Raw genomic sequence first — 21532 nt, forward strand, 5'->3', positions numbered from 1 at the left:
CGAGGACTTGCGGCCCGGCCGGAAGTACGGGCTGGTCTATGTGGCGGCAGCGCTGCATTGGACGAATCCGGAGGGCCGGTGGTCACGCATGCCGGGCGGGTATTGCGCAACCTTGCCAAGGTTGAGGTCGCCAGTTCGAACCTGGTCGTCCGCTCGGTTCAGCAAGAAGCCCCCGGCCTTCCGGCCGGGGGCTTCTTCGTGTTCCCGTGGCGGGGCCTACTGCCAGGGCGTGCCGGTGAGGAGTTCGTACGCCTCCAGGTACTTCGCCCGGGTCGCGTCCACGATCTCCTGGGGCAGCGCCGGCGGCGGCTGCTCGCTCCTGCGGTCCCAGCCGGAGGCCGGCGAGGTCAGCCAGTCCCGGACGAACTGCTTGTCGTAGCTGGGCTGGGCCCTGCCGGGCTCCCAGGTGGCCGCGGGCCAGAAGCGCGAGGAGTCCGGCGTCAGCACCTCGTCCGCGATGATCAGCTCCTCGCCTCCGTCGGCCGTGGAGGCGAAGCCGAACTCGAACTTCGTGTCGGCGAGGATGATGCCGCGCTCGCGCGCGATGTCGCGCGCCCTGCTGTAGACGTCCAGCGTGGTGCCGCGCAACAGGTCGGCGGTCTCCTCGCCGACCTGGCGGGCCACCTCCTCGAAGCTCACGTTCTCGTCGTGGTCACCGACGGCCGCCTTGGTGGCGGGGGTGAAGATCGGCGCCGGGAGCTCGGAGCCGTCGACGAGCCCCTCGGGCAGCGCGAGACCGCAGACCGTGCGGGACTCCTTGTACTCGACGAGACCGGAGCCGGTGAGGTAGCCGCGGGCGACGCACTCGACCGGGACCATCCGCAGCGACTTGCAGATCAGGGTGCGGCCGGCCCAGTCCGCGGGGGCGCCGGCGGGCAGCTCCGTGGACAGGACGTGGTTGGGCACCAGGTCGGCGAGCTGGTCGAACCACCACAGCGAGAGCCGGGTGAGCACTCGGCCCTTGTCCGGGATCTCGGTCGGCAGGACCCAGTCGTACGCGGACATGCGGTCGCTGGCGACCATGACGAGGTCGCCCGCCTCGTTCCGGTACAGGTCGCGCACCTTGCCCGTGTGCAGGTGGGTGAGCCCCGGGACCTGCACTGGCTCGGGCTTTTCTACAAATCCGGACACGCTGCCTCCGCGTAGGTTGATCCAGGAGTCGTTCCGATTCTCCCGTATCGGGGTGCGGTGGAGTGGAGCGGGGGCGTCCGTGGCGCCGACTGCCGGGGGCCCGGGAGCGGTTCGGGCGGGGTTCAGTCGCGCTTGCAGATGCGGTCGAGGAGGTTGGCGGTCGCCCGCTGGACGCGGGGGTCCACATGGCCGGGACGGTCCAGGGCCGGGGACCAGGCGAAGGTGCCCGAGGCGAAGACGATCGCCCCGGACGGGGCCCGGTACACGGATGTCTCCTGGTGGCGCTTGGCGCCCTCGCTGTCCAGATACGGCGAGTGGGCGAGCAGGATGCGGCTCTCGTGCTCGGGGAGCACGGTGCGCGGGAAGTAGCGGTCGGCCTCGCCGGCGACCAGGCCTTCGAGCTCGTCGCCCTCGCCCGCGCCCGTCGCCTCCCAGAGCCAGTGCTCGGCGTTCCGTACGACCAGGGGGTGGGGGTCGGGGACCCGGCCCGCGTACTGGATCCCCAGGAGCTGCTGCTCGGGGCGGTCGATCTCGCGCCAGAGGGCGGGCTTCCCCGGGCCGCGCCGCTTGCGGCAGGTGAGCAGGCGGTCCGGGACACCGGACGGCGACGGGGCGAGGCTGACCTGCCAGTACATGGTGTTGGCGGAGAGGAAGACCAGCGAGGTGCCGCCGTCGCGGGCGCGTTCGACCGTGCGGCGCATGGGCACCGACCAGTACTCGTCGTGGCCGGGGAAGACCAGACCCCGGTAGCGGGCCGGATCGACGCGGCCCGCGTGCAGGTCGCGGGTGTCGGCGTACGCGATGTCGTAGCCGTAGCGCTCGGCCCAGCGGATGAAGTCGTAGGCGTGGCCGACGTGGAGCGGCAGACCGGCGCCCGCGTAGGGGCGGTCGAAGGAGACGGTGACCGCGGCGTCCTCCTCGCCCAGGAGACAGCCCTGCTCGTCCCAGGCGTGGTACAGGCTGGCGCCGGTGCGGCCGTCCTCCGGATAGAGGTTGTACGCCTGCCAGGTGATGTCCGGCAGGACCAGCAGCAGATCGGCCGGCTGGTCGTCGCGGACCGTGAAGGGGATGTGGGAGCGGTAGCCGTCCATCGTGGTGAGCACGGCGACATACGCGCCGATCGACCAGTAGCTCGGGATCTGCAGCCGCCAGGACTGCCACCAGTGGTGGCAGGAGACCGTGCGGTCGGCGGTGAGCGGCGGGGGCTGCACGATGCCGGAGAGCCGGGGGCTCGTGGTGATCTGGGCGGCACCGTCGCCCCCGTAGTGACCGATGCGGTAGATGTCCACGGAGAACTGCTGGGGCGGGTCCACCGTGATGTGGAAGTCGATCGCCTCGCCGGGGGCCGCGGCGCCCGTGGAGATGAAGCCCTTGATCTGGCGGTGCACGTCGTCGGCCGTGCGCGTGCCGCCGTCGGTGGAGCGGGCCAGGGCGGGGTCGGCGTACCAGGGGACGACCTGCCCGGTGTCGTCGAAGTAGTTCTCGCTGCCGCGCAGCCAGGGCAGGGGGCCCTGTCCGAAGGGGTCGGAGACGGCGTGCGCGAGGGCACCCGACTCCCATCGCCGAATGTGCTCCGCCCCCATACCGTTTCCCTCCCTCGAATCCCCCGAGACAACAGTCGATGGTCGGTGGCCGACGGCCGCTCTCCGGTGGTCGATCACCCGTGGTCATGCGTCATCAGTGCGCCGACAGCGATGCGCCGACTGTCAGCGTCGATCCACAGCACATCACATAACGCATGCAGTCCGTCACCGTTCGTCGCGAATTGACGTGAACGGAACGTACTGTTCCGGGTGTTCGATGTGACGGAGGGGACTGGTGGGTCAGACGAGGCGCACGGGCTTGTCGGTGCGCACACCGATCGAGGCGAGCCAGGTGCGCAGCGGTTCCGCGTCCCCGTCCTCCACCAGACTGAGGACGGGACTGCCCAGGTCCGCCCGGCGCTCGCCGTCGATGAGCAGCGCGGGGCCGTCGAGCCAGTCGAGGCCGGGCGCCGCGCCGGCCGTGTCCACCGCCGCGCAGCAGACCATCGCCGCGACGTGGTCGGCGAGCAGCTCCGTACCCGTACGGGGCGGCTGGAGCGGGAAGAGCGGGAGGGGGTCGGGGCCCCAGGGATCCAGGGCGTCCCCGCCGGTGCCCGCGGCGGCCGGAGCGGACGCCGGGCCGGACGCGCCACCGGTCCGGTGCTGCTGTGCCGCCGTCTCCTCCTCTCGGGCCACCGCGGCGCTGATCCCGGCGGCGAGCTCCTCGCCGCTCCCGGCCCGGCCCGCCAGATGCTCGACGACACGGGCCAGCGTGGGCGCCCCCATGGCGGGCTCCGCCGGTGGAGCGGGCGGGGCGGCCATCGAGTCGAGGACGCGGTGCAGGCGCGCGGCCTCGGTGCGCCACTTCCGGTCGACGACCTCGTCCGGGTACTGCTGCCAGTCGACCGGCGACCAGTCGGGACCCGGCCGGGCCGGGCCGCCGTGGAAGAGCCGGGCCGCCAGCAGCGATGCCGCCTCGTCGGCCGCGCCCGGCTCCTCCAGGAGGTCGCAGGCGGGGCGCTCGCCGAGCCGGGAGGCGAATCCGTCGGCGAGCCGGTCGCGCCGGGACAGCTCGGTGAGCGCGGACACCACGCCCGCGTCCAGCCGGGACGGCCAGCGGCCCATCCGCCAGGCGGGCAGGGCGACCCTGGTGAGCAGCCGGTCCCAGCCCGCGTAGGCGAGGCCGACCTGTTCCTGGGCGACGATCCGCAGACCGTAGTCCACACCCTGTGCGCGGACCGACGCGGCGGCGGCGACGCTCCGCTCCATCTCCGCCGCATGACTGCGACAGCTGCGCAGCAGCAGCCGGGCGATCCATCCGACGAAGGCACGGGGCACTCTGCGCACCCCGGCCAGCGGTCCCGGCAGGGGTGCGGCGGCGTCGGCGACCACGCCGTCGAGCCCCCGTACGAAACGACGGGCCGCGGCTATGTCGGGGTGCGCGGACGGGCCCGTGCCCGCGACGACCGGGGCGAGCACCGCCCGTAGCTCCGCGACCCGCATCCACCACAGGAACGGCGATCCGATGACCAGCACCGGGGCCGCCTGGACCCGGCGGCGGGTCCGGGCCGCGGAATGCGCCGCCGGATCCGCGCCGGGGCCTGCCAGGCGCTGCGCCGAGGGGTGGGTGCGGTCCTCCAGCCAGCTGTCGCAGTCGGGCGTCAGAGCTATGGCCGAGGGCGCGGGAACCCCCAGCCGGTCGGCGAGGTCCCTGACCAGGCGATAGAGATCGGGGGCGGCCTTCTCGGGGAGCGGGACGGTCGGGCTGACCGCCGGCCTCGCCCGTACGATCGCGACCGCGACGGCCGCGGCGAGCAGGAGCACGACGACCGCGCAGGCCGACACGGCCCAGCGCGCCGCGTCCCAGCCGCTGCCCACGGCGAGGCCCTGGGCGCCCGCCACGAGCAGCACGACGGCCACCGCCGCCGGCAGGATCGCGACGGCTGTCGCCCTGCTGCGGATGCGCAGCAGGGCATGAGCCCGGGCACGCGCACTCGGCGCACCCAGCTCCTCACTCGTACCGGTACCGGACACGGCCGGACGTCACCCCCTCTGCCCCCGCGGCGGTGTTGTTCACTCCCCCACTGTGGCACCCGTCACTGACATCGCAATGCCAGTGGGCCAAGTGCCGGAATGCTTGCGCCGCACCCTAGTTGGGGCCTCGGCGGGCGTCATCCGGATGGCTCAGCCGTCACTCGATGGAATGGCTTTGGGCAAAGGTGCTGACGCGCCGCCGCCCTTGAGGCAGCGGCACGTCGGGGCGGGTCGGCGAGGGTGGGGCCGGGTTGCGGATACGGGGTTCGGGTTCGGGCGGGCGGTCTCGGCCCGCCGCGGCCCGTCTCAGCCCTCCGCGGCCTTCCGGGCGATGTCCGTGCGAAGCTGCGAGCCGTCGAGCCGGATCCGGGCCGCCGCCGTGTAGGCGCGCTCCCTGGCGCTCGCGAGGTCCTTGCCGGTCGCGGTCACGGACAGCACCCGGCCGCCCGCGCTGACGATCGTGTCGCCCTCCCGCCTGGTGCCCGCGTGCAGGACGTACGCGTGCGGGGCATCCTGCGCCGCCACCTCGTCGAGCCCCTCGATCGGGTCGCCCGTGCGCGGCGTACCCGGGTAGTTGTGCGAGGCGATGACCACGGTCACCGCGGCCTCGTCGCGCCACTTGAGCGGGGGCAGTTCGTCGAGCGTGCCGTTGGCGGAGCCGAGCAGGACACCGGCCAGCGGGGTCTTCAGGCGGGCCAGGACCACCTGGGTCTCGGGGTCACCGAAGCGGGCGTTGAACTCGATCACCCGGACGCCGCGCGAGGTGATCGCGAGGCCCGCGTACAGCAGGCCGGAGAACGGGGTGCCGCGGCGGCGGAGTTCGTCGACGGTCGGCTGGAGCACCGACTCCATGACCTCGTCGACCAGCTTGGGGTCGGCCCACGGGAGCGGGGAGTACGCGCCCATGCCGCCGGTGTTCGGGCCCTCGTCGCCGTCCAGGGCGCGCTTGAAGTCCTGCGCGGGCTGGAGCGGCAGCACGGTGGTGCCGTCCGTGATCGCGAAGAGGCTCACCTCGGGGCCGTCGAGGAACTCCTCGATGACCACGCGGTCGCAGGCCAGGGCGTGGGCGCGGGCCGCCTCGACGTCGTCGGTGACGACGACGCCCTTGCCCGCGGCGAGGCCGTCGTCCTTGACGACGTACGGGGCGCCGAAGGCGTCGAGGGCGGCGTCGATCTCGGCCGGGGTGGTGCAGACGTAGCTACGGGCGGTCGGGACGCCGGCCCCGGCCATCACGTCCTTGGCGAACGCCTTGGAGCCCTCCAGCTGGGCCGCCTCGCCGGAGGGACCGAAGCAGGGGATGCCCGCGGCGCGCACGGAGTCGGCGACCCCGGCGACGAGCGGCGCCTCCGGGCCGACGACCACCAGTTCGGCGCCCAGGTCGGTGGCGAGGCGCGCGACGGCGTCGCCGTCGAGGGCGTCGACCGGGTGCAGTTCGGCCACCTCCGCGATACCGGCGTTGCCGGGAGCGCAGTACAGAGCGGTGACGTCGGGGTCGAGGGACAGAGAGCGGCACAGGGCGTGTTCGCGGGCGCCGCCGCCGATGACGAGGACCTTCACGGGGTGCAGCCTAGCCGCCGGGGCGCGGCGCCCTTGACGGGACGCCGCTCCGTGGACACCCCGGGGAGCCGCGGCGGAGGCCTCGGGCCGCCGGGGCGCACCTCCGCCGTCGCCCGCTATTCGTTGGTGAACTCCTCGACGACCGTGGCACCGAGCTCGCGCACGATCAGCTCGTGCCCGGAGAGCGCCGAGTCGACGAGGTCCGGATCGTCGGCCTCGGGGGTGTCGTCCTCGGGGGCGACCGCGCGCGGCGGCTCCGGCGCGGAGTACGACCGCGGTGCGGGCTCCCCGGCGGAGGCGGTGCCCGATGACTGGTGCCCCGGCTGTTGCTGGTGGCTCGGCTGCTGTTGCTGCGGGGAAGCGGCCGGCCGGGATTCGTGGCTCTGCTGGGGGGCGGGGGCCTGGTACTGCTGCGCGGGCGGGGCGGCGGGGCGGCCGCCGCCGGTCTGCGGGGGTGCGCCGGCGCCGCCCGAGGGGTCGACGACGGCCTCGATCTTCCACTGCGCGTTGAACCGCTCGGCGAGGGCCTGCCTCAGCACGTCCTCGCTGCCGCTGCTCGCGAAGTTGTCGCGGGCGCCCGCGTTGAGGAAGCCGATCTGCAGGGTGCTGCCGTCGAAGCCGGTGACCTGGGCGTTCTGGCTGAGCAGGATCCAGGTGAACCGGCGGCGGTTCTTCACTGCCTCCAGGATGTCCGGCCACATGTTCCGCACCTGGCCTGCGCCCTGGGCCATGCCCGGACTCGGCTCGGCGGCGGCCGGCCCCGGGGCCGAGGGCGCCACCTGGGCGGGAGCGGCGGCCGGAGCGGCCTGCGGGACGGGCGACTGGCCCGGGGCGGAAGCGGTCGGCCAGCCACCGGGGCGGCGGCCCGATTCCGGCGCGGCCGCGGCGGGCCAGGCACCGGGACGCTGACCGCCCGCCGGAGCCGGGGCCTCGGCCGGCGGCTGCGGGGCGACGGAGGCCGCGGGCGGTGCCGCGGCCGGGGCGGGGGCGGGCGGGGGTGCCTGGACCGGCGCGGGGGCCTCGCCCCGTACCGCGGCTCGCGCGGCGGCGGGTCCCGCACCGGGCTGCACGACGGGTGCCTGCGGCGCGGCGGGAGCGGGTGCGTGGGCCAGGGCCTCGGGACCGGGTACGTACCCCATGGCGGGCCCCGGACCGGTGGTCGCGAAGGAGGCGCCCCGCTCCAGCCGGTCGAGCCGGGCCTGCAGCGAACGCTCGTCGTCGAAGGCGGCGGGCAGCAGCACCCGGGCGCAGATCAGCTCGACCTGGAGGCGCGGGGAGGTCGCCCCGCGCATCTCCGTGAGCCCCTCGTTGACCAGGTCGGCGGCGCGGCTCAGCTCGGCGGCACCGAAGACGGATGCCTGGGCCTGCATCCGCTCGACGACATCGGCGGGGGCATCGATCAGCCCCTTCTCCCCGGCGTCCGGCACGGCGGCCAGGATCACCAGGTCGCGCAGCCGCTCCAGGAGGTCGGCGACGAAACGGCGCGGATCGTTGCCGCCCTCGATGACCCGGTCCACGACCTCGAACGCCGCGGCCCCGTCGCCCGCGGCGAAGGCGTCCACGATCGAGTCGAGCAGCGAGCCGTCCGTATAGCCGAGCAGCGAGGTCGCCATGGCGTATGTCACACCGTCGTCGCCCGCGCCGGCCAGCAGCTGGTCCATCACCGACATCGAGTCACGCACGGACCCGGCCCCGGCCCGCACGACGAGCGGCAGGACGCCGTCCTCGACGTGGCTGTTCTCCCTGCCGCAGACCTCGGCGAGGTAGTCGCGCAGCGTCCCCGGCGGCACGAGACGGAACGGGTAGTGGTGGGTACGCGACCGGATCGTGCCGATGACCTTCTCGGGCTCGGTGGTCGCGAAGATGAACTTCAGGTGCTCCGGCGGCTCCTCGACCACCTTCAGCAGGGCGTTGAACCCCGCCGACGTGACCATGTGCGCCTCGTCGATGATGTAGATCTTGTAACGACTCGACGCGGGCCCGAAGAACGCCTTCTCCCGCAGATCACGGGCGTCGTCCACGCCACCGTGCGACGCGGCGTCGATCTCGATGACATCGATCGATCCCGGCCCGTTGCGCGCGAGGTCCCGGCAGGACTGGCACTCCCCGCACGGTGTGGGCGTCGGCCCCTGCTCGCAGTTCAGGCAGCGGGCCAGGATGCGCGCGCTGGTCGTCTTGCCGCAGCCGCGCGGACCGCTGAACAGGTACGCGTGATTGACCCGGTTGTTCCGCAGCGCCTGCTGCAGCGGGTCGGTGACATGCTCCTGCCCGATGACCTCGGCGAACGACTCGGGGCGGTAGCGGCGGTAGAGCGCAAGGGACGACACACATACGAGGTTATCCGGGCGGACCGACAACCGGCCCCGGACCGTACGAAGCACCGCCCCGGAAACGCAAGGGCCCCCCACGCACCCGCCAGAGCCGACCTACCCTTGCTGCCTTCCGGCCCTGGGGGAGTTCAGTCAGATAGCGCCACGTGAGGGGCTGACGCCCACCTTAGCCGATCCCCACCCCCGCCGGTCCACTCCCCCCACCCACGGGAGACCCCGCGCGGGAGCCCGGGAGAGATCCGAGGGGGGTCCGGGGGAGGTCCGAGGGGAACGGGTTCGCGAGCACTCCTCAACGTCTTGTATTGTTTGCCGCGGAGGATTCGCCTAGTGGCCTAGGGCGCACGCTTGGAAAGCGTGTTGGGGGCAACCCCTCACGAGTTCGAATCTCGTATCCTCCGCCATTGCTCTCACCGGGCAATACGTCGAAGGGCCCCGCAGCTTGCTGCGGGGCCCTTCGACGTTCGTAGTCTCATCTACAGTCTCAACGAGACTCTTCGGAGCCCTCCGCGCTGCTGTCGTCAGCGTCGTTGGCCACTTCCCAGATGAGTCCTCCGACCCGCTGCGCGACGTCGGCGAGGATGCCGCCCGTCACGTGCTGGTACCGGGCCGCCATCGCCGTGGACGACCAGCCCATGATCTGCATCACTACCCGTTCGGGGACGCCGAGGATGAGCAGAACCGTCGCCGCGGTGTGCCGGGCATCGTGCAGGCGCCCGTCCCGAACCTTCGCGTCGGCGAGCAGTCGCTTCCACACGTCGTAGTCCGTGCTCGGCACCAGCGGCTCACCGATGGGGGAGGTGAAGACGAACCCGGACTCGCGCCAGTCCTCCCCCGCGATCGCCCGCTCGCGCGCCTGCTCTCTCCGGTGGAGTTCCAGCAGCCTCGCAAGTTCGTCCGGGACACCGATGACACGGCGGCCGGCGCGTGACTTCGTGTTGGCCGTGTCCTCGTTCTTCCTGACCCGCTTCTTGCAGTAGCCCGGCTTCGTACCGCAGTCGCCTCCACACCCGTGCAAGTACTTCGGCCGCAGACGGTTCTTCCTGACCCGCAGGACGCCAGTGGCGGTATCGACGTCGGCCCAGCGCAGCCCGAGTGCTTCTCCTTGCCGAAGCCCCAATGCCAGCGCGATGGACCATCGGACGCTGTTCCTGAGCTTGGCGGCCTCGGAGAGGAGACGCTGTACCTCTTCGATCTCGTAGGGCTCCACCTCCTCTTCCTCGATCCTCGGAGGGACCGCGAGGGTGGCGACGTTCCGCGTGACGTGGCCGCGGCGCATCGCGTGATTCAGCGCGGTGCGGATCGTGCGGTGCGCCTGGTGCGCGGTGGCGGGCTTGCTGCCGTTGGCCAGCATCCGGCTGTAGAAGCGCTCCAGGTGTTCGGGTTCCAGCTTGTCCAGCCGGTGCGCCCCGACGCCGGGTACGAGGTGCACCCGCACAGCCACCTCGTACCCGGCGTAGGTGTTCTCCCGTACCGACGGCTTGGCGATCTCTTCCACCCAGTGAAGCAACCACATCTTCACCGTCCACGGGCGGCCGGACTTTCGGACCTTGCCTTCGTCCCGCTGCTTCTCCAGAGCTCGGACCTTCTTGATCACCTCGTTCTCGCTGACCTTGCTCATGACGTGTCGCCGGTCCGGCGTACCGTCGTCGCGCACGCCCACGGTTACGCGACCGTGCCAGTAGCCGTCACTGCCGAAGTAGATGGACGACGCCCCGTCCGGGCGCTTGGGCCGCTTGGCCATTGATGCTCCTTACGCGACTGCGTGGTGCTTGGAGGTACGCATGTGCTGGGTCAGGTAGTCGTTGAGCGCCTGGACAGGGACGCGTCGGCTGCGGCCGAACGGGACTGTCTGGATGGCTCCGTCACGGATCAGGCCGTACATCGTGGTTCGGCCGATGCTCAGGCGGCGGGCGGCTTCTTCGACCGTCACGGCCAGGAGGGTGAGATCGAGGTCCTGCGGGTTCTTCAGCGATTCGAGCCGGGCCATGGCGCTCCTCGGTGCGGTCATGCGCGCTGACGTGTCTTGGGTCCGCATTGCTCTGAGTCGCGACTCATCGCGACTCAGAGCGGGTTGTGCGGGGCTTGAGCCGCGATGAGTCACGACTCAGGCAAATGTGGTTCGCGGACGTTGAGGGCGATCCCGTTGTAGGTAGCCACCTGTCGGCCGTACTGATCGCGGGGCCGCGTCCGGTTGAGCTGGGGCACGACGGAGAGCAGGTTGCGGCCAAACATCTGCTTCGTGCCGACGGCTCGTACGCCGTTGTCCTCGGCCCACTCCCGCCAGACGGCCCACAGTGCGTCTACGGGCACGCTGCGGGTCGGTCCGGTGGTGCAGCGTTCGCGGACGAAGGCCGACGTCGGCGAGGCGGTGTCCTGCATCGTCATGACCGCGTCCTGGGACGATGCGGGCTCGGTGATCCGGCCGGTTCGTTCCAGGCGGGCGAGTCCGTCCAGGGCCCAGTTGATGATGCCGGGCATCTCGGCGGCGAGTTTGCCGGTGAGGCCGGTGTCCTCACGGCCGAGCCAGGAAACGGTCATGTTGAGCACGACGAACCGGCGGGCGATGACGCCGCTGCTGTCGCCGAAGTTCGGCAGTTCGTTGGTTAGCACCATCAACCGGGTGGGCAGCTTGCCGGTCCAGACATCGCGGTACTTCCGGTCGATGTCGATGGTGTCCTCGCCAGAGATCGTCAGCAGCCGCTCGACCACCTGTCCGCCGTCGCCAGATAGACGGGCGTCGGAGATGACCGCCAGGGGCTTGCCGACCAATGTGCTCAGCCCGAAGTTCGTGCCGAGTCCGGCGAGGGTGGGCCCGGCAAGGTTCTCCTTGCCCACCAGTTCCTTCAGGATGCGGGCGATCGTGCCCTTCCCGGAGCGCGACGGGCCCTTCATGAGCAGGATCTTCTGCTGGTCGGTGCGGCCGGACAGGACGTAGCCGAACCACTCCTGAAGGGCCGCGATGGAGTCGGGGTCGTCGGGCCAGATCCCGCGCAGGAACTCTTCCCACGTCGGGGCGGTGGCGTCGGGGTCGTAGTCGTACGGGACCGCGACCAGGTTGAAGAACCCTGGCCCGTGCGGCAGCAGCTCACGGTCCCGGATACGCAGGAGCCCGTTCTGACAGGCGACGATCGGGCTGTCGTCGTGCCGGCCGTGCTCGTGGTCGATCCACGACGGGGCGTCAACTTCTGCGGGCAGCAATGTGATCGCACTGAGGGCGTCGAGCAGGTTGCTGAGTTTCGTCTTCGTCGGCGCCCACTCCCGTACTTCCGGTGTCCCGTCCTTGTCCGCCCCGGCGGCGAAGGTGGCATGCTCCAGGCGCTTGTAGAGACCGGCGCGCATCTGCTGCTCGTCGTACTCGCGCCAGCAGGCGCCGGTCCACCGCATCCACGACCCGCGCCAGCGACGCAGCCGCAGGTGTCCGTCCTCGGTGTTCCAGTCGGGGACGATCCGCCGGGCGACGGCGAGCGGGTTCGAGGGCGAGGGCAGTTCCTCCGCGCCGGTCATGAGGCCTGGTCCAGAAGCGCGGGCCCGTGGATGCCTCGGGTGACGGCTCGGCGGGCGTAGGGCTCGGGGACTCCGACGGACACGGCGGTATCGATGATGTGCTGGCCGAGGATGTCGAGACCGCAGGGCCCGGGGCACTTGGCGTGCTGCTTGGCGATGAAGGATGCGACGCCGTACGCCTTCGATCCGGCGCCGGACGTCGTGCAGGCGCGGACGGAATCGAGTCCGCGGGCGAGGCCGGTGTCGACGTAGCGCTTGGTGTGTCGGCACCCGGTGGCCACCGCCCGGTCCCAGGTGCCGGAGCGCGTAAGGGAAGAGACCACGTCGCTGCGGGCGGCGGTGGTCTCTTCCTTGACGATCAGAGCGCGGACGGTGTCCGGCAGGTGGGTCACGGCGCCAATGCCGTGGCCGAGCCACCGGGCGTACTGCATGCGGGACTTGATGTCGACGCCGGTGCGGACGTTGTTCGCGGACTGCATGGTGCCGAGGTAGATCCAGTGCTCGCCGCGGGTGGTGGGCACGGTCCGGGTGGTGGGCAGGGTCTGGCGGGCCCAGGTGACGGCGTCAGGGGTGTCGAGGTCGACGACGGTGAGGTGGGCACCTCCGGGGTGGTAGGCGACTGCGTGCGCTCGGCGCCATGTCTCGGTCCATGCGGGGGAGCGGAGAACGTCGGGGTTCGTGCTGGCGGCGGCCCAGCCGTGGCACGGTCGCGGGCACTGGCACGGCCCCGGGATCTTCATGTTCGGTCGGCCGCCACAGGCACCACCCGTGCACGCGGGGCAGTTCCCGAACGGGATCTTCCCCGCGCGCAGCGGAAGGACCGGGACCGAAGCTGCGGCGAGTTTCAGCGCCGTGCGCAGACGGTCGTCGGGCGAGGCCGGGCCGTGAGGCGGTGCGGCCTTGTGGGCAGGTGTCATGCTGGGAGCACTCCTGTTTCTGCGAAGGGACAGAGAGCCGGGGCGGTCGCGGTCTTTGGCGAGAGGCGGCCGCCCCGGGCGTATTCAGGCTTCGGTGTCGTAGCCGAGCGGGGCGAGCGAGCTGTGCACGCTGTCCAGGAATTCGGTGAGGGTCTGGGCGATGAGCGCGCCGGAAGCGAGGGCGGAACGGGCTTCGGCCAGGTGCTCATCCGGTATGCCGTAGTCCGCCGTGACCGCTCCGCTCTCGGCCAGGCCTCCCAGGAAGTGGGAGAGCTGCTCGAAGCTCTGCGGAAGTCGCTGCGTGAGCACCGTGAGCGAGGCGACCACCTCGTACGCGTCGCCGGGGTAGGTCAGCTCGCCTTTGCTGCTCTGGGTGGCGTGGTTGAGGCTGCGGATGGCCTCGGCGGCGGTGTCCGCCAGGTCTTTCGGAGTGGGGTTCACGCGGCGCCCTCCCGCTTGGTCTCGGCCATGATGGCCATGTCGTCGATCTGCATGAGCAGGTCTCCGAGCTGCCTGCGGGTGATGTCGCGGCTGTAGGTCTCGGGCAACCATCCGCCGTTGTCCCACCTCATTTCGACCGTGACGATCTCGTCCGGGTCGATGTCCATGTCAGTGCTCCTTGCTGATGTCGAGGGCGGGGAGTTCGGGCAGGCCCGCGTCCGTGAGGGCTTGCGGGTTGAAGCCGGGCAGGGTGGCGCGGGTGATGAGTGCGGTGGCGAGCTGTTCGGCGTAGGCGGCCCCGGTGCGGGCGGCCTCGATCTGTGCTCCGGCGCGCAGCGCTTCGACGCGTTCGACGTGCGCGTGGTCCTCGCGACGGGCCTCCGTCTGCCGCTCGAAGGCGGTGGTGGCGCGGCGGTCGGTGCGCCAGTAGCGGGCGGCGAGCCCGTAGGCGACGGCGGTGGCCACGGCCCACAGCAGGATCGGGAGCGAGAGTCCGTCGGCGTATCCGGCGACCCCGGCCAGGGCCAGGGCGCCGGAGGTCGCGAAGGCGGTTCCGGCGAGGACCCCGTCACCGCTTCCGCGTCCGGTGGCGGCGAATGCGCCGGCCGTTGCGGCTCCGGCCGCGAGGACGACCATCAACGTGGCGTTGCCGACGGAGTGTTCGGCGCCGTTGGCGTTCCAGATCCGGCCCAGGATGAGCACGGTGGAGGTGGCGACGGCGGGAGCGGCTTTCGGGGCGGCGATCGCGACCCAGTGGCGGTGAACGAGGGGTTCGTTCATGGCGGGCCTCCTACAGGTCCGGTATGGCGTCGATGACGGCGCGGGTGAGGTCGTTGATGGGGCCCGATGCGCCGGTGGAGGCGAGGAAGAACCCGAACATGACGGCGACGAACGCGGCACCCCAGCTGAGGGAGTTGGAGCGGAGCAGGAAGAACAGGACCAGTCCGAAGAGCAGGACCAGGGAGACGGTGACGGCCACGAGGAGCCTCCAGAAGGGGAGTTGGCGGGCAGGTAAAGTGCGTAGCGGTGCTCGCCCCTTGGGGCGGGTTTCGAGTGGGACCGGCGGTCGCGCCAATCTGTCGTCAGCTAGACGAGGGGTCCGCCTCATGGCGGGCGACCGCCGGTCTTTTGTCTGTGTCAGCGGGTGCCGTCGCGGTGGAGGCGGGCGGCGACGTTGTAGAGGTGGCGGCCGATCCGGATGCGCTTTCCGGTGGCCTTGCAGCGGCGGCAGTCCTTGCCGCGCTTGGCCCGGCCCTTGCGGTCTGTCTTGATGGCGTGGCCGAAGCCGCGGCACCTGCGGCAGTTCCCGAATGGCGAAGCCGCACACAAGGATGCATAACTCAGAGTGATGAGCAGGAGGAGTGCGCTAGCGAGCAGGGCAGGGGTCATGACGGGCCTCCTGGGCCTGTTTCCAGGGTTTTCGCAGGTGGGGCGCTAGTGACTAGCTCCCTGATCAATGCGGGTTTTGGCCGCTAGCGGTGCCGCTAGACCTAGCGGGGTGTGACGCTAGGTCTAGCGGCGAAATCCGTCAGCCCGCGTCCCGGTTTCCGTCACGCTCCGCAATCGCTGCGAGGATGCGGGAGCGCTCGATGCCACGCCGGTTGGCGCCCTTCCCGGTCTCGGTCTTGCCCCAGACCTGGCCGGTGTTGACGCCGTGCGGCTTCAGCGCGGCGGCCAGTTGCTCGGGCTCCCACCCGCCGTAGACGTCCGGCCGCAGTTCGGCGAGACGGGCCACGACGACCTCGGACCACAGCTTGGGCTCCTCGGCCGACACGACCGCGAGGATGTCGGCGAGCAGGTCGAACCCGGCGGCCTCGCTCGCGTCGAACGTCTCCCCGAGCGCGTGCCCGGACAGAGTCCCGGCGGCCTCGCGCAGGCGCCGGGCGCGCAGCCCGATCACCTCGGCCGTGGGTGCGTCGATGTAGACGGACGAGACGATCCGGGCGTCGGCGCCCTCACCGACGAAGTAGTGGATGCCCTTGTCCTTCCACGAGAACATCGTGGCCCGGATGCCCCGCTTGTAGCTGGACGTCCCGAGGACCATGTCGTTCTCCAGCTGGCCCATGACCTTCAGGCACCACCGGGCCGACGCGTTCGCCGAGATGCCGGTGGGCAGGGCCTTCGCGTCCGGGCGCTGGGTGGCGAGTAGCAGGACGATGCCGGTGGCTGGGCCGCGCTTGACCAGATCGGTGCAGATCTCTTCGAACTCTCCGCCGTGCTTGGGGTGCTCGAACCAGACCTGGCACTCGTCCACCCCGATGACGATCGGGTGCAGCCCGAGCTTCGGCTTGTTCGCCAGCTCGGACGTGACCTTGGACTCCGGGCAGATGTCGCGGGGCAGGGACCGGATCATCTTCGCCCTGCGTCGCAGCTCGGTACGCAGTTCCCGCAGGTCAGCGAGCGCGTACTCGATGTCCTCGTCGTCGTCCCCGGCCCGGTGCCGGTGGGAAACCCGTTCCCCGACCGGGTCAAGGTCGCCGGTGCCCTTGAGGTCGTAGGTGTGGACCTCGGCCCGGGTGTCGAGTGCGGCGATGAGCAGGAGCAGGCGGAGCAGGAACGTCTTGCCCATGCGAGGGATGGCGCCGATGACGCCTGCGATGTACATCAGGGTGATGTCGACCCAGCGTCCGCGCTGGTCAGTGCCGAACGAGACCGGCTTGAACAGGTCGACGGACCCGCCCTTGACCAGCGGCCACGCGGGCTTCGTCGCGGTCGACATGTCCTGATCCCCGACCCACAGGACCAGGCGTCCGGTGTGCTCGTCGGGGACGGCCTCGGGCCAGACGCAGCCGAGCGGGCGCCGCAGACCGGAGGCGAGCTTGTCGCGGCGCTCGATGACGTCGGTGACGGTGACGCCGTAGGGGAGGTCTCCCTCCGCACGCCATCCGGGGCCGTCGCGGGTGATCGGGGCGGTGAACGTGAACCCGTCCCGGCCCTTGCTCTGCACTTGGTTGATCGCCGTGATGCCGAGCGCTCCGAGGGCGCGGAGCACGATGTCGGACGTGAGCTTGGGTGCCTTGGTCATCTCGACCGCGCGGGTGATGACCGGGGCGTCGGCCTGTGTGCCGGCCGACCCCAGGGCGAGCAGTACGGCCCCGACTGAGAGGGCCTGGAGCCAGCCGGGGGCGAGTACGTAGATGGCGAGCGCGGCACCGAGCCCGACGAACATGGCCAGCACGGTGACCAGAGTCCGCAGCCGGACCCGGCCATCCCGCTGCCGGGAGAGCTTCAGGTACTCGGCCGCGTCCTCGCGGCGGACGGACGCGAGTCGGACCGGCTCGCCCTCCCGGTCGGCCACCCACCGCATCGTCCCGCCCACGAACTTCGCAGCCCCGGCCGGAGCCTGGAACGCGAGCCGTGCCGCGTAGTACGGGGAACGCAGTCCGTGGTAACCGGCAAGGTGTCCGTAGTGGCCGGTGGCCCAGCGGGCGGCGGTCTTGAACTCCTTGCCGGAGCGCAGCCACGCGGGGACGATGGCCCGGCGCTTGGCGCCCATGAGTCGGCCCAGGAAGCCGGGCCCGACTTCCGCCGGGCCGTCGACCATCACGGGCTCGGTCGGGTCGCCCGACCCGTCATCCGACCCGCTGCCCGACCGCGCGGTGTGCGGGTCGGCCGACCGGTCGGCGGTGGGGTCGGCCGACTCGGAACGGGCCGACCGCGCCTTGTCGAGGTCGACCACGTCCCCACCGGAGTCGGGTGCGGGGGTGGTGGCCATGTCGGCTTCGAGTCGGTTGAAGAGTTCGCTTTCGTCGTCGTGATTCACTGACAGTCCTTCCTGGACAAGGGAGTGGGCACGGGCCCGACCGACGCTGTGAGAGGTGAGCGGTCGGGCCCGTTGTTCAAGGCTGAGGCGCAAAAGGACCGCTAACTAGCCTGACTTTGAGCTAGTTCTGGCCCTAACCTCACGTTCAGTTATCGCCCTACGAGTAGGTGGGACACATGCCGAGTGAGGTCGGGATGCAGTACCTCGGTATCCCATGCATCGCACTGGTCGTTGCACTTGCCGAACGTCGGGGACATCAGGCCACCACCCCCATCTCGGGAGGGTTCGTACGCGCGCCACGGCGGCCCGAGCGGCGCCCGGTGACGGATGCGAAGAGCCAGCCGAGCCCGGCCCGGCGGACACCGGCCCGGCCCTGCTTGGCTGCGTACATCGCCTCATCCGCCCGCCGCAGCAGCCCGGACAGATCCTCACCGGGATGGTCAGCGGCACGGACCCAGCCCAGCGACACCGTGGTGTGCACCGTCGGGTCGATCCCGTCTGCGGGGCGGGCGAGAACGCCGTGGAGGACCGCGAGGAGGTCGGCGGCGGTGCCGTGGTCGTCGATGACCACGGCGGCGAATTCGTCCCCGCCCAGTCGGCCGGCCACTCCGGCCCGGCCGACGTAGTGGACGAGGCGGTCCGCGGTCGCCTTCAGCAGCGCGTCCCCGGCGGCATGGCCGTGGCGGTCGTTGATCTGCTTGAAGTGGTCGACGTCCGCGAGGACCACCACCGCCCGAGGATCGCTCAGGATCTTGGACGCGCGGCGGGTGAACCCGTCCCGCGTCCACAGCCCGGTAAGCGGGTCGCGCCGGGCGCGGTGCAGACGACCACGCAGCCACCATGTGTGGGCGGCCCAACCGGCTGCCAGCGGCCCGGCCGTGGCCAGTGCGGTTAAGAGTGTGTTCATGCCGCCACCGCCCCGGCGTGCTCCGCGTCCGGCTCGGTGTCTTCCTGCTCGGCGCCGGGGTCGACGCTGTGCAGGACAAGGGAGGCGGCAGCCTGGCGTTCGGCCTTGAGCGTGTCGCGCAGAGTGCGGGCGGTGGCCTGCGAGACGTGGACAGCAGTGCGGATGCCATCGGCGGTCAGTGCCGCGTCCGGCCACGCCTCGGTGACCTGCCGTGCCTCGGCCAGGATCTCTTCCGCAGTCCGTTTCGGCTTCGGCTTCGCGCTGCGGCGGGCGGGAGACTTCGCGGGCGGCTTCGGCTTGGCGGCCTGCTCCGGCACGGCCCCGGGGTCCGGCTTCACGGGCGGCTCGTTCGGCGGCTCGGTGGGCGGGTTCTGCTCACCTGCGGGGTTGGCCTCCCCGAGCTTGAGCAGGACACGTTGAGCCCGTGGTGTCTTCGAACGCCACCTACGGCCGTGCCGCTCCCGCAGCTCGGCACGGGCCAGCAGGCGTTCCCGCTCACGGGTCAACGCGTCGGCGTACGAGGTGATCTCCCACAGCGTCATCCGACGCCACAGGGTGAACGTGGAGGGGAAGGCCAGCAGCCACCGGGACGCGCGGATCTTGTCGATGCGCCGTCCGGTGACGACTCCGATCCGGGAGGCGTAGATGTGGGCGCCGATCTCGGAAAAGACCACCCACAACAGCGGCATCGTCCCGTGCGCGATCTTCGCCCACGCGCCGTCTCCGGCGGCAACGTTCAGGCCGCAGGTGACCAGGGTGAGTGCCCAGGGCACGAACCGCACCCACGCAAGCGCCATGTCCATCCGGATCAGCAGCAGGTTGGCCACGGTGAACACCGGAATGGCCGTGTCGATACCGACCGGGAGCATCCACGGCTCGCCGAACCCCCACCGCGCGGCAGCAGCGGACACGGCGTCGAAGGAGGAGACCAGACCGAGCGCGCCAACCCCGGCAGCAGCGAGCGCGCCGACTCCGGCGAGCCCCATTTCCGGGCGAGTCAGAGGCGGGACCGTCGGACGCTCGACGGTCCGGGCCGTCTCGATGGCGGTCATGCCGCAACCCCACCCCGGTACTGACGACGGCCGGCCGCTCGGCGGACAGGCAGCGCGGTGACGTTGAACAGCTCCGGCGCGTGTGCCTCGATCGCCTCGGCGGCGACACGGCTGACGCGGTCGGGGAAGTCGGGGTTGTCCGCGAGGATGTCGCGGGCCGCGTCCAGGCGGGCCGCGCGCTCCATCTCGCTCTCGCCGTCGACCCCGAGCCACAGCTCAACCGGCGTACCGAGGGCGAGTTCAACAAAGTCGGTGCTGCTGACGGCCTGGTGACCGCCGATGTACGTACGCATATGGACTTCTCCTGTGAGCGAAGGGAGTTGGTGCGGCCTCGGTCTTTGGCGAGAGGTGGCCGCATCGGTGAGAGAAAGAAAGACGCTGGGACGGCCTCCTGTGTGTCTCCAGGGGACCGCGACATCAGGGGATGATTCAGGTGGCCGTGGCAGCCACGCAGACGAGGTGGTCGGCCGCCTCGATCGCGGCCAGGCGGCGCGTGTTCAGCGAATCGGTGTCCGGGGCGTTGCGCAGCGCGTAGGACGCGGCGGCGGCCTCGTGTGCGGCGTCGGCGAGGGCGGGAGCGAGGATCACGAGCGTGGTGAGCGGAGCGGTGAGCGCCGAGCGGGTCGCGTGGCTGGCCGCCCGTGCTTCCCGGTACTCGGCGTCGGGGGCGCCGGAGAGCCGCAGGTCCTCGCGGGCCCACATCGTGCGGCGGTGGTCGGCCAGGGCCACGGTCAGCGTGGTGACGGCGGCGACCCGGTCCCGCCGCGCTTCGTAGGCCCTGGACTCGGCCCGGTCCGTTCGAGCGGTGCGCTGCTGGAGCAGGTACGCGGTGACGGAGCCGAGCAGCGTGCCGGCCACGGCGATCAGGCTGGTCCACATAGCAATTCCTCCTTGGCGGCTGAATCAGGTGATGCCCCTTGCCGCGGTGCGGCAGAGGCAGAACGCCCCGGCCAGGAGTCGAACCCGGCCTACGACCATCGGGGCGGTGAAGCTCCCGAATCCGCGAATCACCGGGGGTCCCGGTGGGTTCCACAGATCGGGTGGACGCGAAGGGCCTCACTGCCCGTGCCGGTCCAGAGCACGGGCATCGCCCGGATTCTTCGTCGGTTCACGTCGACCTCCAGGGAGGACGGACATTGGTACGTACGTGGCGTGGTCGCGATCTCTGCCCTTGTCTCACCGCACGTGAAAGACCCCTCGGTCGACCCGAAGGGCGACCCGGAGCAAGGTGCTTGCTGCTCGTGTACTGCTCGTGCGGCAGGGCCTGCGGCTTGTCGCAGATGCCTGTCGTTCTGTGTCCACTGTTCAGTTCTCAAGCAACGCGGCTTCCTTTGGGCTCGCTCCCGTTTTCGGGGCCCTCCGGGCACAGTTCGAAGCGGCCCAAGCCGGGCCCTTCTTCGCTTCCGCCTCACAACCGATGCGATACCTCTATTACAGGTACTGCATCGAGATTCGTCAAGCAGACCGTGGGGACTTCTTTGGTTCGCGCCGGGGACTTCCTGGCGCACCATCAGCATCAGTGCTGGTCAGGGGCGTTGGTTACCCCATGCGTGGACACCTTGAAGCCATCTGGATACCTTCAAGAGGTCCCAAGACGTCCCCGGGGGTTGAGATGTCCAACGAACGCCTTCGGTCGGCTCTGCTGGCGCAGGGCATGACTGTGCAGGACCTGGCTGACGCGATCGAGGTCAACCCGAAGACCGTCGAACGCTGGATCACCCAGGGCAAGGTTCCGTACCGAAGGCACCAGTACGCCGCGGCGTCCGCGCTCGGCGTCGACGTGACGACGCTATGGAACGACTCGCGTGCCGTTGATACGGCGACTGACTTGAGCAAGGCGGAGATCGTCACGATCTATCCGCACCGCCACATGGTGCCCAACACCTTGTGGCGCGAGTTCTACGAGCAAGCCGCATCACACATCGACGTTCTCGTCTACTCAGGTCTCTGGCTGTCGGAGGACCCCCTCTTCCACGACCTCCTGAAGAGGAAGGTGAAAGGGGCGACTCAGGTGCGAATCCTGCTCGGTGACCCCGACTGCGCTGCGGTGCATCAGCGTGGGATAGACGAAGGCCACCGCATCATGGACGGCAAGATTCGCAACGCCCTGGTGAATTACCGGCCGCTCTTCACGAGCCACCCGGACATTGGTTTCCGCCTGCACGACGGAACTCTCTACAACTCGCTCTTCCGCTCCGATGACGAGATGCTCGTGAACACCCACGTGTACGGAATCGGGGCGTACATGGCGCCTGTCCTGCACCTGCGGCGACTGCCCGGCGGTGGGCTCTTCGACACCTACGCGAATAGCATCGAGCAGGCGTGGGGCGGCGCACGCCCGGTCACGGATCACGACATCACAGGAGCTTGAGC

20 protein-coding genes, 1 tRNA gene and 1 other RNA gene are annotated in these 21532 nt (G+C 70.8%); 2 read left to right on the top strand and 20 right to left on the bottom strand.

All coding sequences use genetic code 11. The features are described 5' to 3' along the window. Positions 1-216: 216 nt before the first annotated feature. From ACWCPY_RS38935 to ffs, 6 genes are all read right to left on the bottom strand, one after another. The gene (locus tag ACWCPY_RS38935; protein ID WP_451273267.1) at positions 217-1131 is read right to left on the bottom strand and encodes a phosphoribosylaminoimidazolesuccinocarboxamide synthase; all 915 of its coding nucleotides are present in this window, start codon (positions 1129-1131) and stop codon (positions 217-219) included. A gap of 122 nt (positions 1132-1253) precedes the next feature. After that, positions 1254-2714: a N,N-dimethylformamidase beta subunit family domain-containing protein gene (locus ACWCPY_RS38940; RefSeq protein WP_451273269.1), complete on the bottom strand. Its 1461-nt coding sequence runs from the start codon at positions 2712-2714 to the stop codon at positions 1254-1256. Between the two features lie 240 nt (positions 2715-2954). After that, positions 2955-4688 (bottom strand): hypothetical protein, encoded by a 1734-nt coding sequence (locus ACWCPY_RS38945; RefSeq protein WP_451273271.1) that lies wholly within the window; start codon positions 4686-4688, stop codon positions 2955-2957. A gap of 306 nt (positions 4689-4994) precedes the next feature. Continuing rightward, positions 4995-6245, bottom strand: coding sequence for a phosphoribosylamine--glycine ligase (gene purD / locus ACWCPY_RS38950; protein WP_451273273.1), 1251 nt, complete (start codon positions 6243-6245; stop codon positions 4995-4997). Positions 6246-6361: 116 nt separating this feature from the next. Beyond that, the gene (locus ACWCPY_RS38955) at positions 6362-8572 is read right to left on the bottom strand and encodes a DNA polymerase III subunit gamma and tau (protein ID WP_451273275.1); all 2211 of its coding nucleotides are present in this window, start codon (positions 8570-8572) and stop codon (positions 6362-6364) included. A gap of 66 nt (positions 8573-8638) precedes the next feature. Further along, an RNA gene (gene ffs / locus ACWCPY_RS38960) (signal recognition particle sRNA small type) lies at positions 8639-8733 on the bottom strand. A gap of 155 nt (positions 8734-8888) precedes the next feature. On the opposite strand from ffs, the gene ACWCPY_RS38965 reads away from it, so the two are divergent. Beyond that, a tRNA-Ser gene (locus ACWCPY_RS38965) sits at positions 8889-8976 on the top strand. An 80-nt stretch (positions 8977-9056) separates the two neighbouring features. Here ACWCPY_RS38965 and ACWCPY_RS38970 read toward each other — a convergent pair. From ACWCPY_RS38970 to ACWCPY_RS39035, 14 genes are all read right to left on the bottom strand, one after another. Next, positions 9057-10316: a tyrosine-type recombinase/integrase gene (locus tag ACWCPY_RS38970; RefSeq protein ID WP_451273277.1), complete on the bottom strand. Its 1260-nt coding sequence runs from the start codon at positions 10314-10316 to the stop codon at positions 9057-9059. Positions 10317-10325: 9 nt separating this feature from the next. Then, positions 10326-10583 carry a helix-turn-helix domain-containing protein gene (locus ACWCPY_RS38975; protein ID WP_451273279.1) on the bottom strand — a complete coding sequence of 86 codons (258 nt, stop codon included), beginning with the start codon at positions 10581-10583 and terminating at the stop codon, positions 10326-10328. A gap of 89 nt (positions 10584-10672) precedes the next feature. Next, positions 10673-12079, bottom strand: coding sequence for a DNA primase family protein (locus ACWCPY_RS38980; RefSeq protein WP_451273281.1), 1407 nt, complete (start codon positions 12077-12079; stop codon positions 10673-10675). After that, positions 12076-12996 carry a DNA primase gene (locus ACWCPY_RS38985; protein WP_451273283.1) on the bottom strand — a complete coding sequence of 307 codons (921 nt, stop codon included), beginning with the start codon at positions 12994-12996 and terminating at the stop codon, positions 12076-12078. The genes ACWCPY_RS38980 and ACWCPY_RS38985 overlap by 4 nt, the downstream gene beginning before the upstream one ends. Positions 12997-13080: 84 nt before the next feature. Then, positions 13081-13437 (bottom strand): hypothetical protein, encoded by a 357-nt coding sequence (locus ACWCPY_RS38990; RefSeq protein ID WP_451273285.1) that lies wholly within the window; start codon positions 13435-13437, stop codon positions 13081-13083. Then, the gene (locus ACWCPY_RS38995; RefSeq protein WP_451273287.1) at positions 13434-13604 is read right to left on the bottom strand and encodes a hypothetical protein; all 171 of its coding nucleotides are present in this window, start codon (positions 13602-13604) and stop codon (positions 13434-13436) included. The genes ACWCPY_RS38990 and ACWCPY_RS38995 overlap by 4 nt, the downstream gene beginning before the upstream one ends. A gap of 1 nt (position 13605) precedes the next feature. Further along, on the bottom strand, positions 13606-14217 hold the full coding sequence (locus tag ACWCPY_RS39000) for a hypothetical protein (protein WP_451273289.1): 612 nt from the start codon (positions 14215-14217) through the stop codon (positions 13606-13608). Between the two features lie 10 nt (positions 14218-14227). Then, positions 14228-14416 (bottom strand): hypothetical protein, encoded by a 189-nt coding sequence (locus ACWCPY_RS39005; protein WP_451273291.1) that lies wholly within the window; start codon positions 14414-14416, stop codon positions 14228-14230. A gap of 158 nt (positions 14417-14574) precedes the next feature. Continuing rightward, positions 14575-14826 (bottom strand): hypothetical protein, encoded by a 252-nt coding sequence (locus ACWCPY_RS39010; protein WP_451273293.1) that lies wholly within the window; start codon positions 14824-14826, stop codon positions 14575-14577. A gap of 139 nt (positions 14827-14965) precedes the next feature. Next, positions 14966-17200 carry a cell division protein FtsK gene (locus ACWCPY_RS39015; protein ID WP_451273295.1) on the bottom strand — a complete coding sequence of 745 codons (2235 nt, stop codon included), beginning with the start codon at positions 17198-17200 and terminating at the stop codon, positions 14966-14968. 256 nt (positions 17201-17456) lie between these two features. Further along, positions 17457-18107, bottom strand: a complete 651-nt coding sequence (locus ACWCPY_RS39020) for a GGDEF domain-containing protein (protein WP_451273297.1) — start codon at positions 18105-18107, stop codon at positions 17457-17459. Continuing rightward, positions 18104-19159 (bottom strand): DUF2637 domain-containing protein, encoded by a 1056-nt coding sequence (locus ACWCPY_RS39025; protein ID WP_451273299.1) that lies wholly within the window; start codon positions 19157-19159, stop codon positions 18104-18106. Before ACWCPY_RS39025 ends, ACWCPY_RS39020 begins: the two co-directional genes overlap by 4 nt. Beyond that, positions 19156-19452, bottom strand: a complete 297-nt coding sequence (locus tag ACWCPY_RS39030; RefSeq protein WP_451273301.1) for a hypothetical protein — start codon at positions 19450-19452, stop codon at positions 19156-19158. The genes ACWCPY_RS39025 and ACWCPY_RS39030 overlap by 4 nt, the downstream gene beginning before the upstream one ends. Before the next feature lie 136 nt (positions 19453-19588). After that, positions 19589-20038 carry a protein kilB gene (locus ACWCPY_RS39035; protein WP_451273303.1) on the bottom strand — a complete coding sequence of 150 codons (450 nt, stop codon included), beginning with the start codon at positions 20036-20038 and terminating at the stop codon, positions 19589-19591. A 733-nt stretch (positions 20039-20771) separates the two neighbouring features. Between ACWCPY_RS39035 and ACWCPY_RS39040 the strand changes: the two genes are divergently transcribed. After that, positions 20772-21530 carry a helix-turn-helix domain-containing protein gene (locus ACWCPY_RS39040; protein ID WP_451273305.1) on the top strand — a complete coding sequence of 253 codons (759 nt, stop codon included), beginning with the start codon at positions 20772-20774 and terminating at the stop codon, positions 21528-21530. Positions 21531-21532: the final 2 nt, after the last annotated feature.

It is taken from the genome of Streptomyces sp. NPDC002403 (assembly GCF_053593015.1).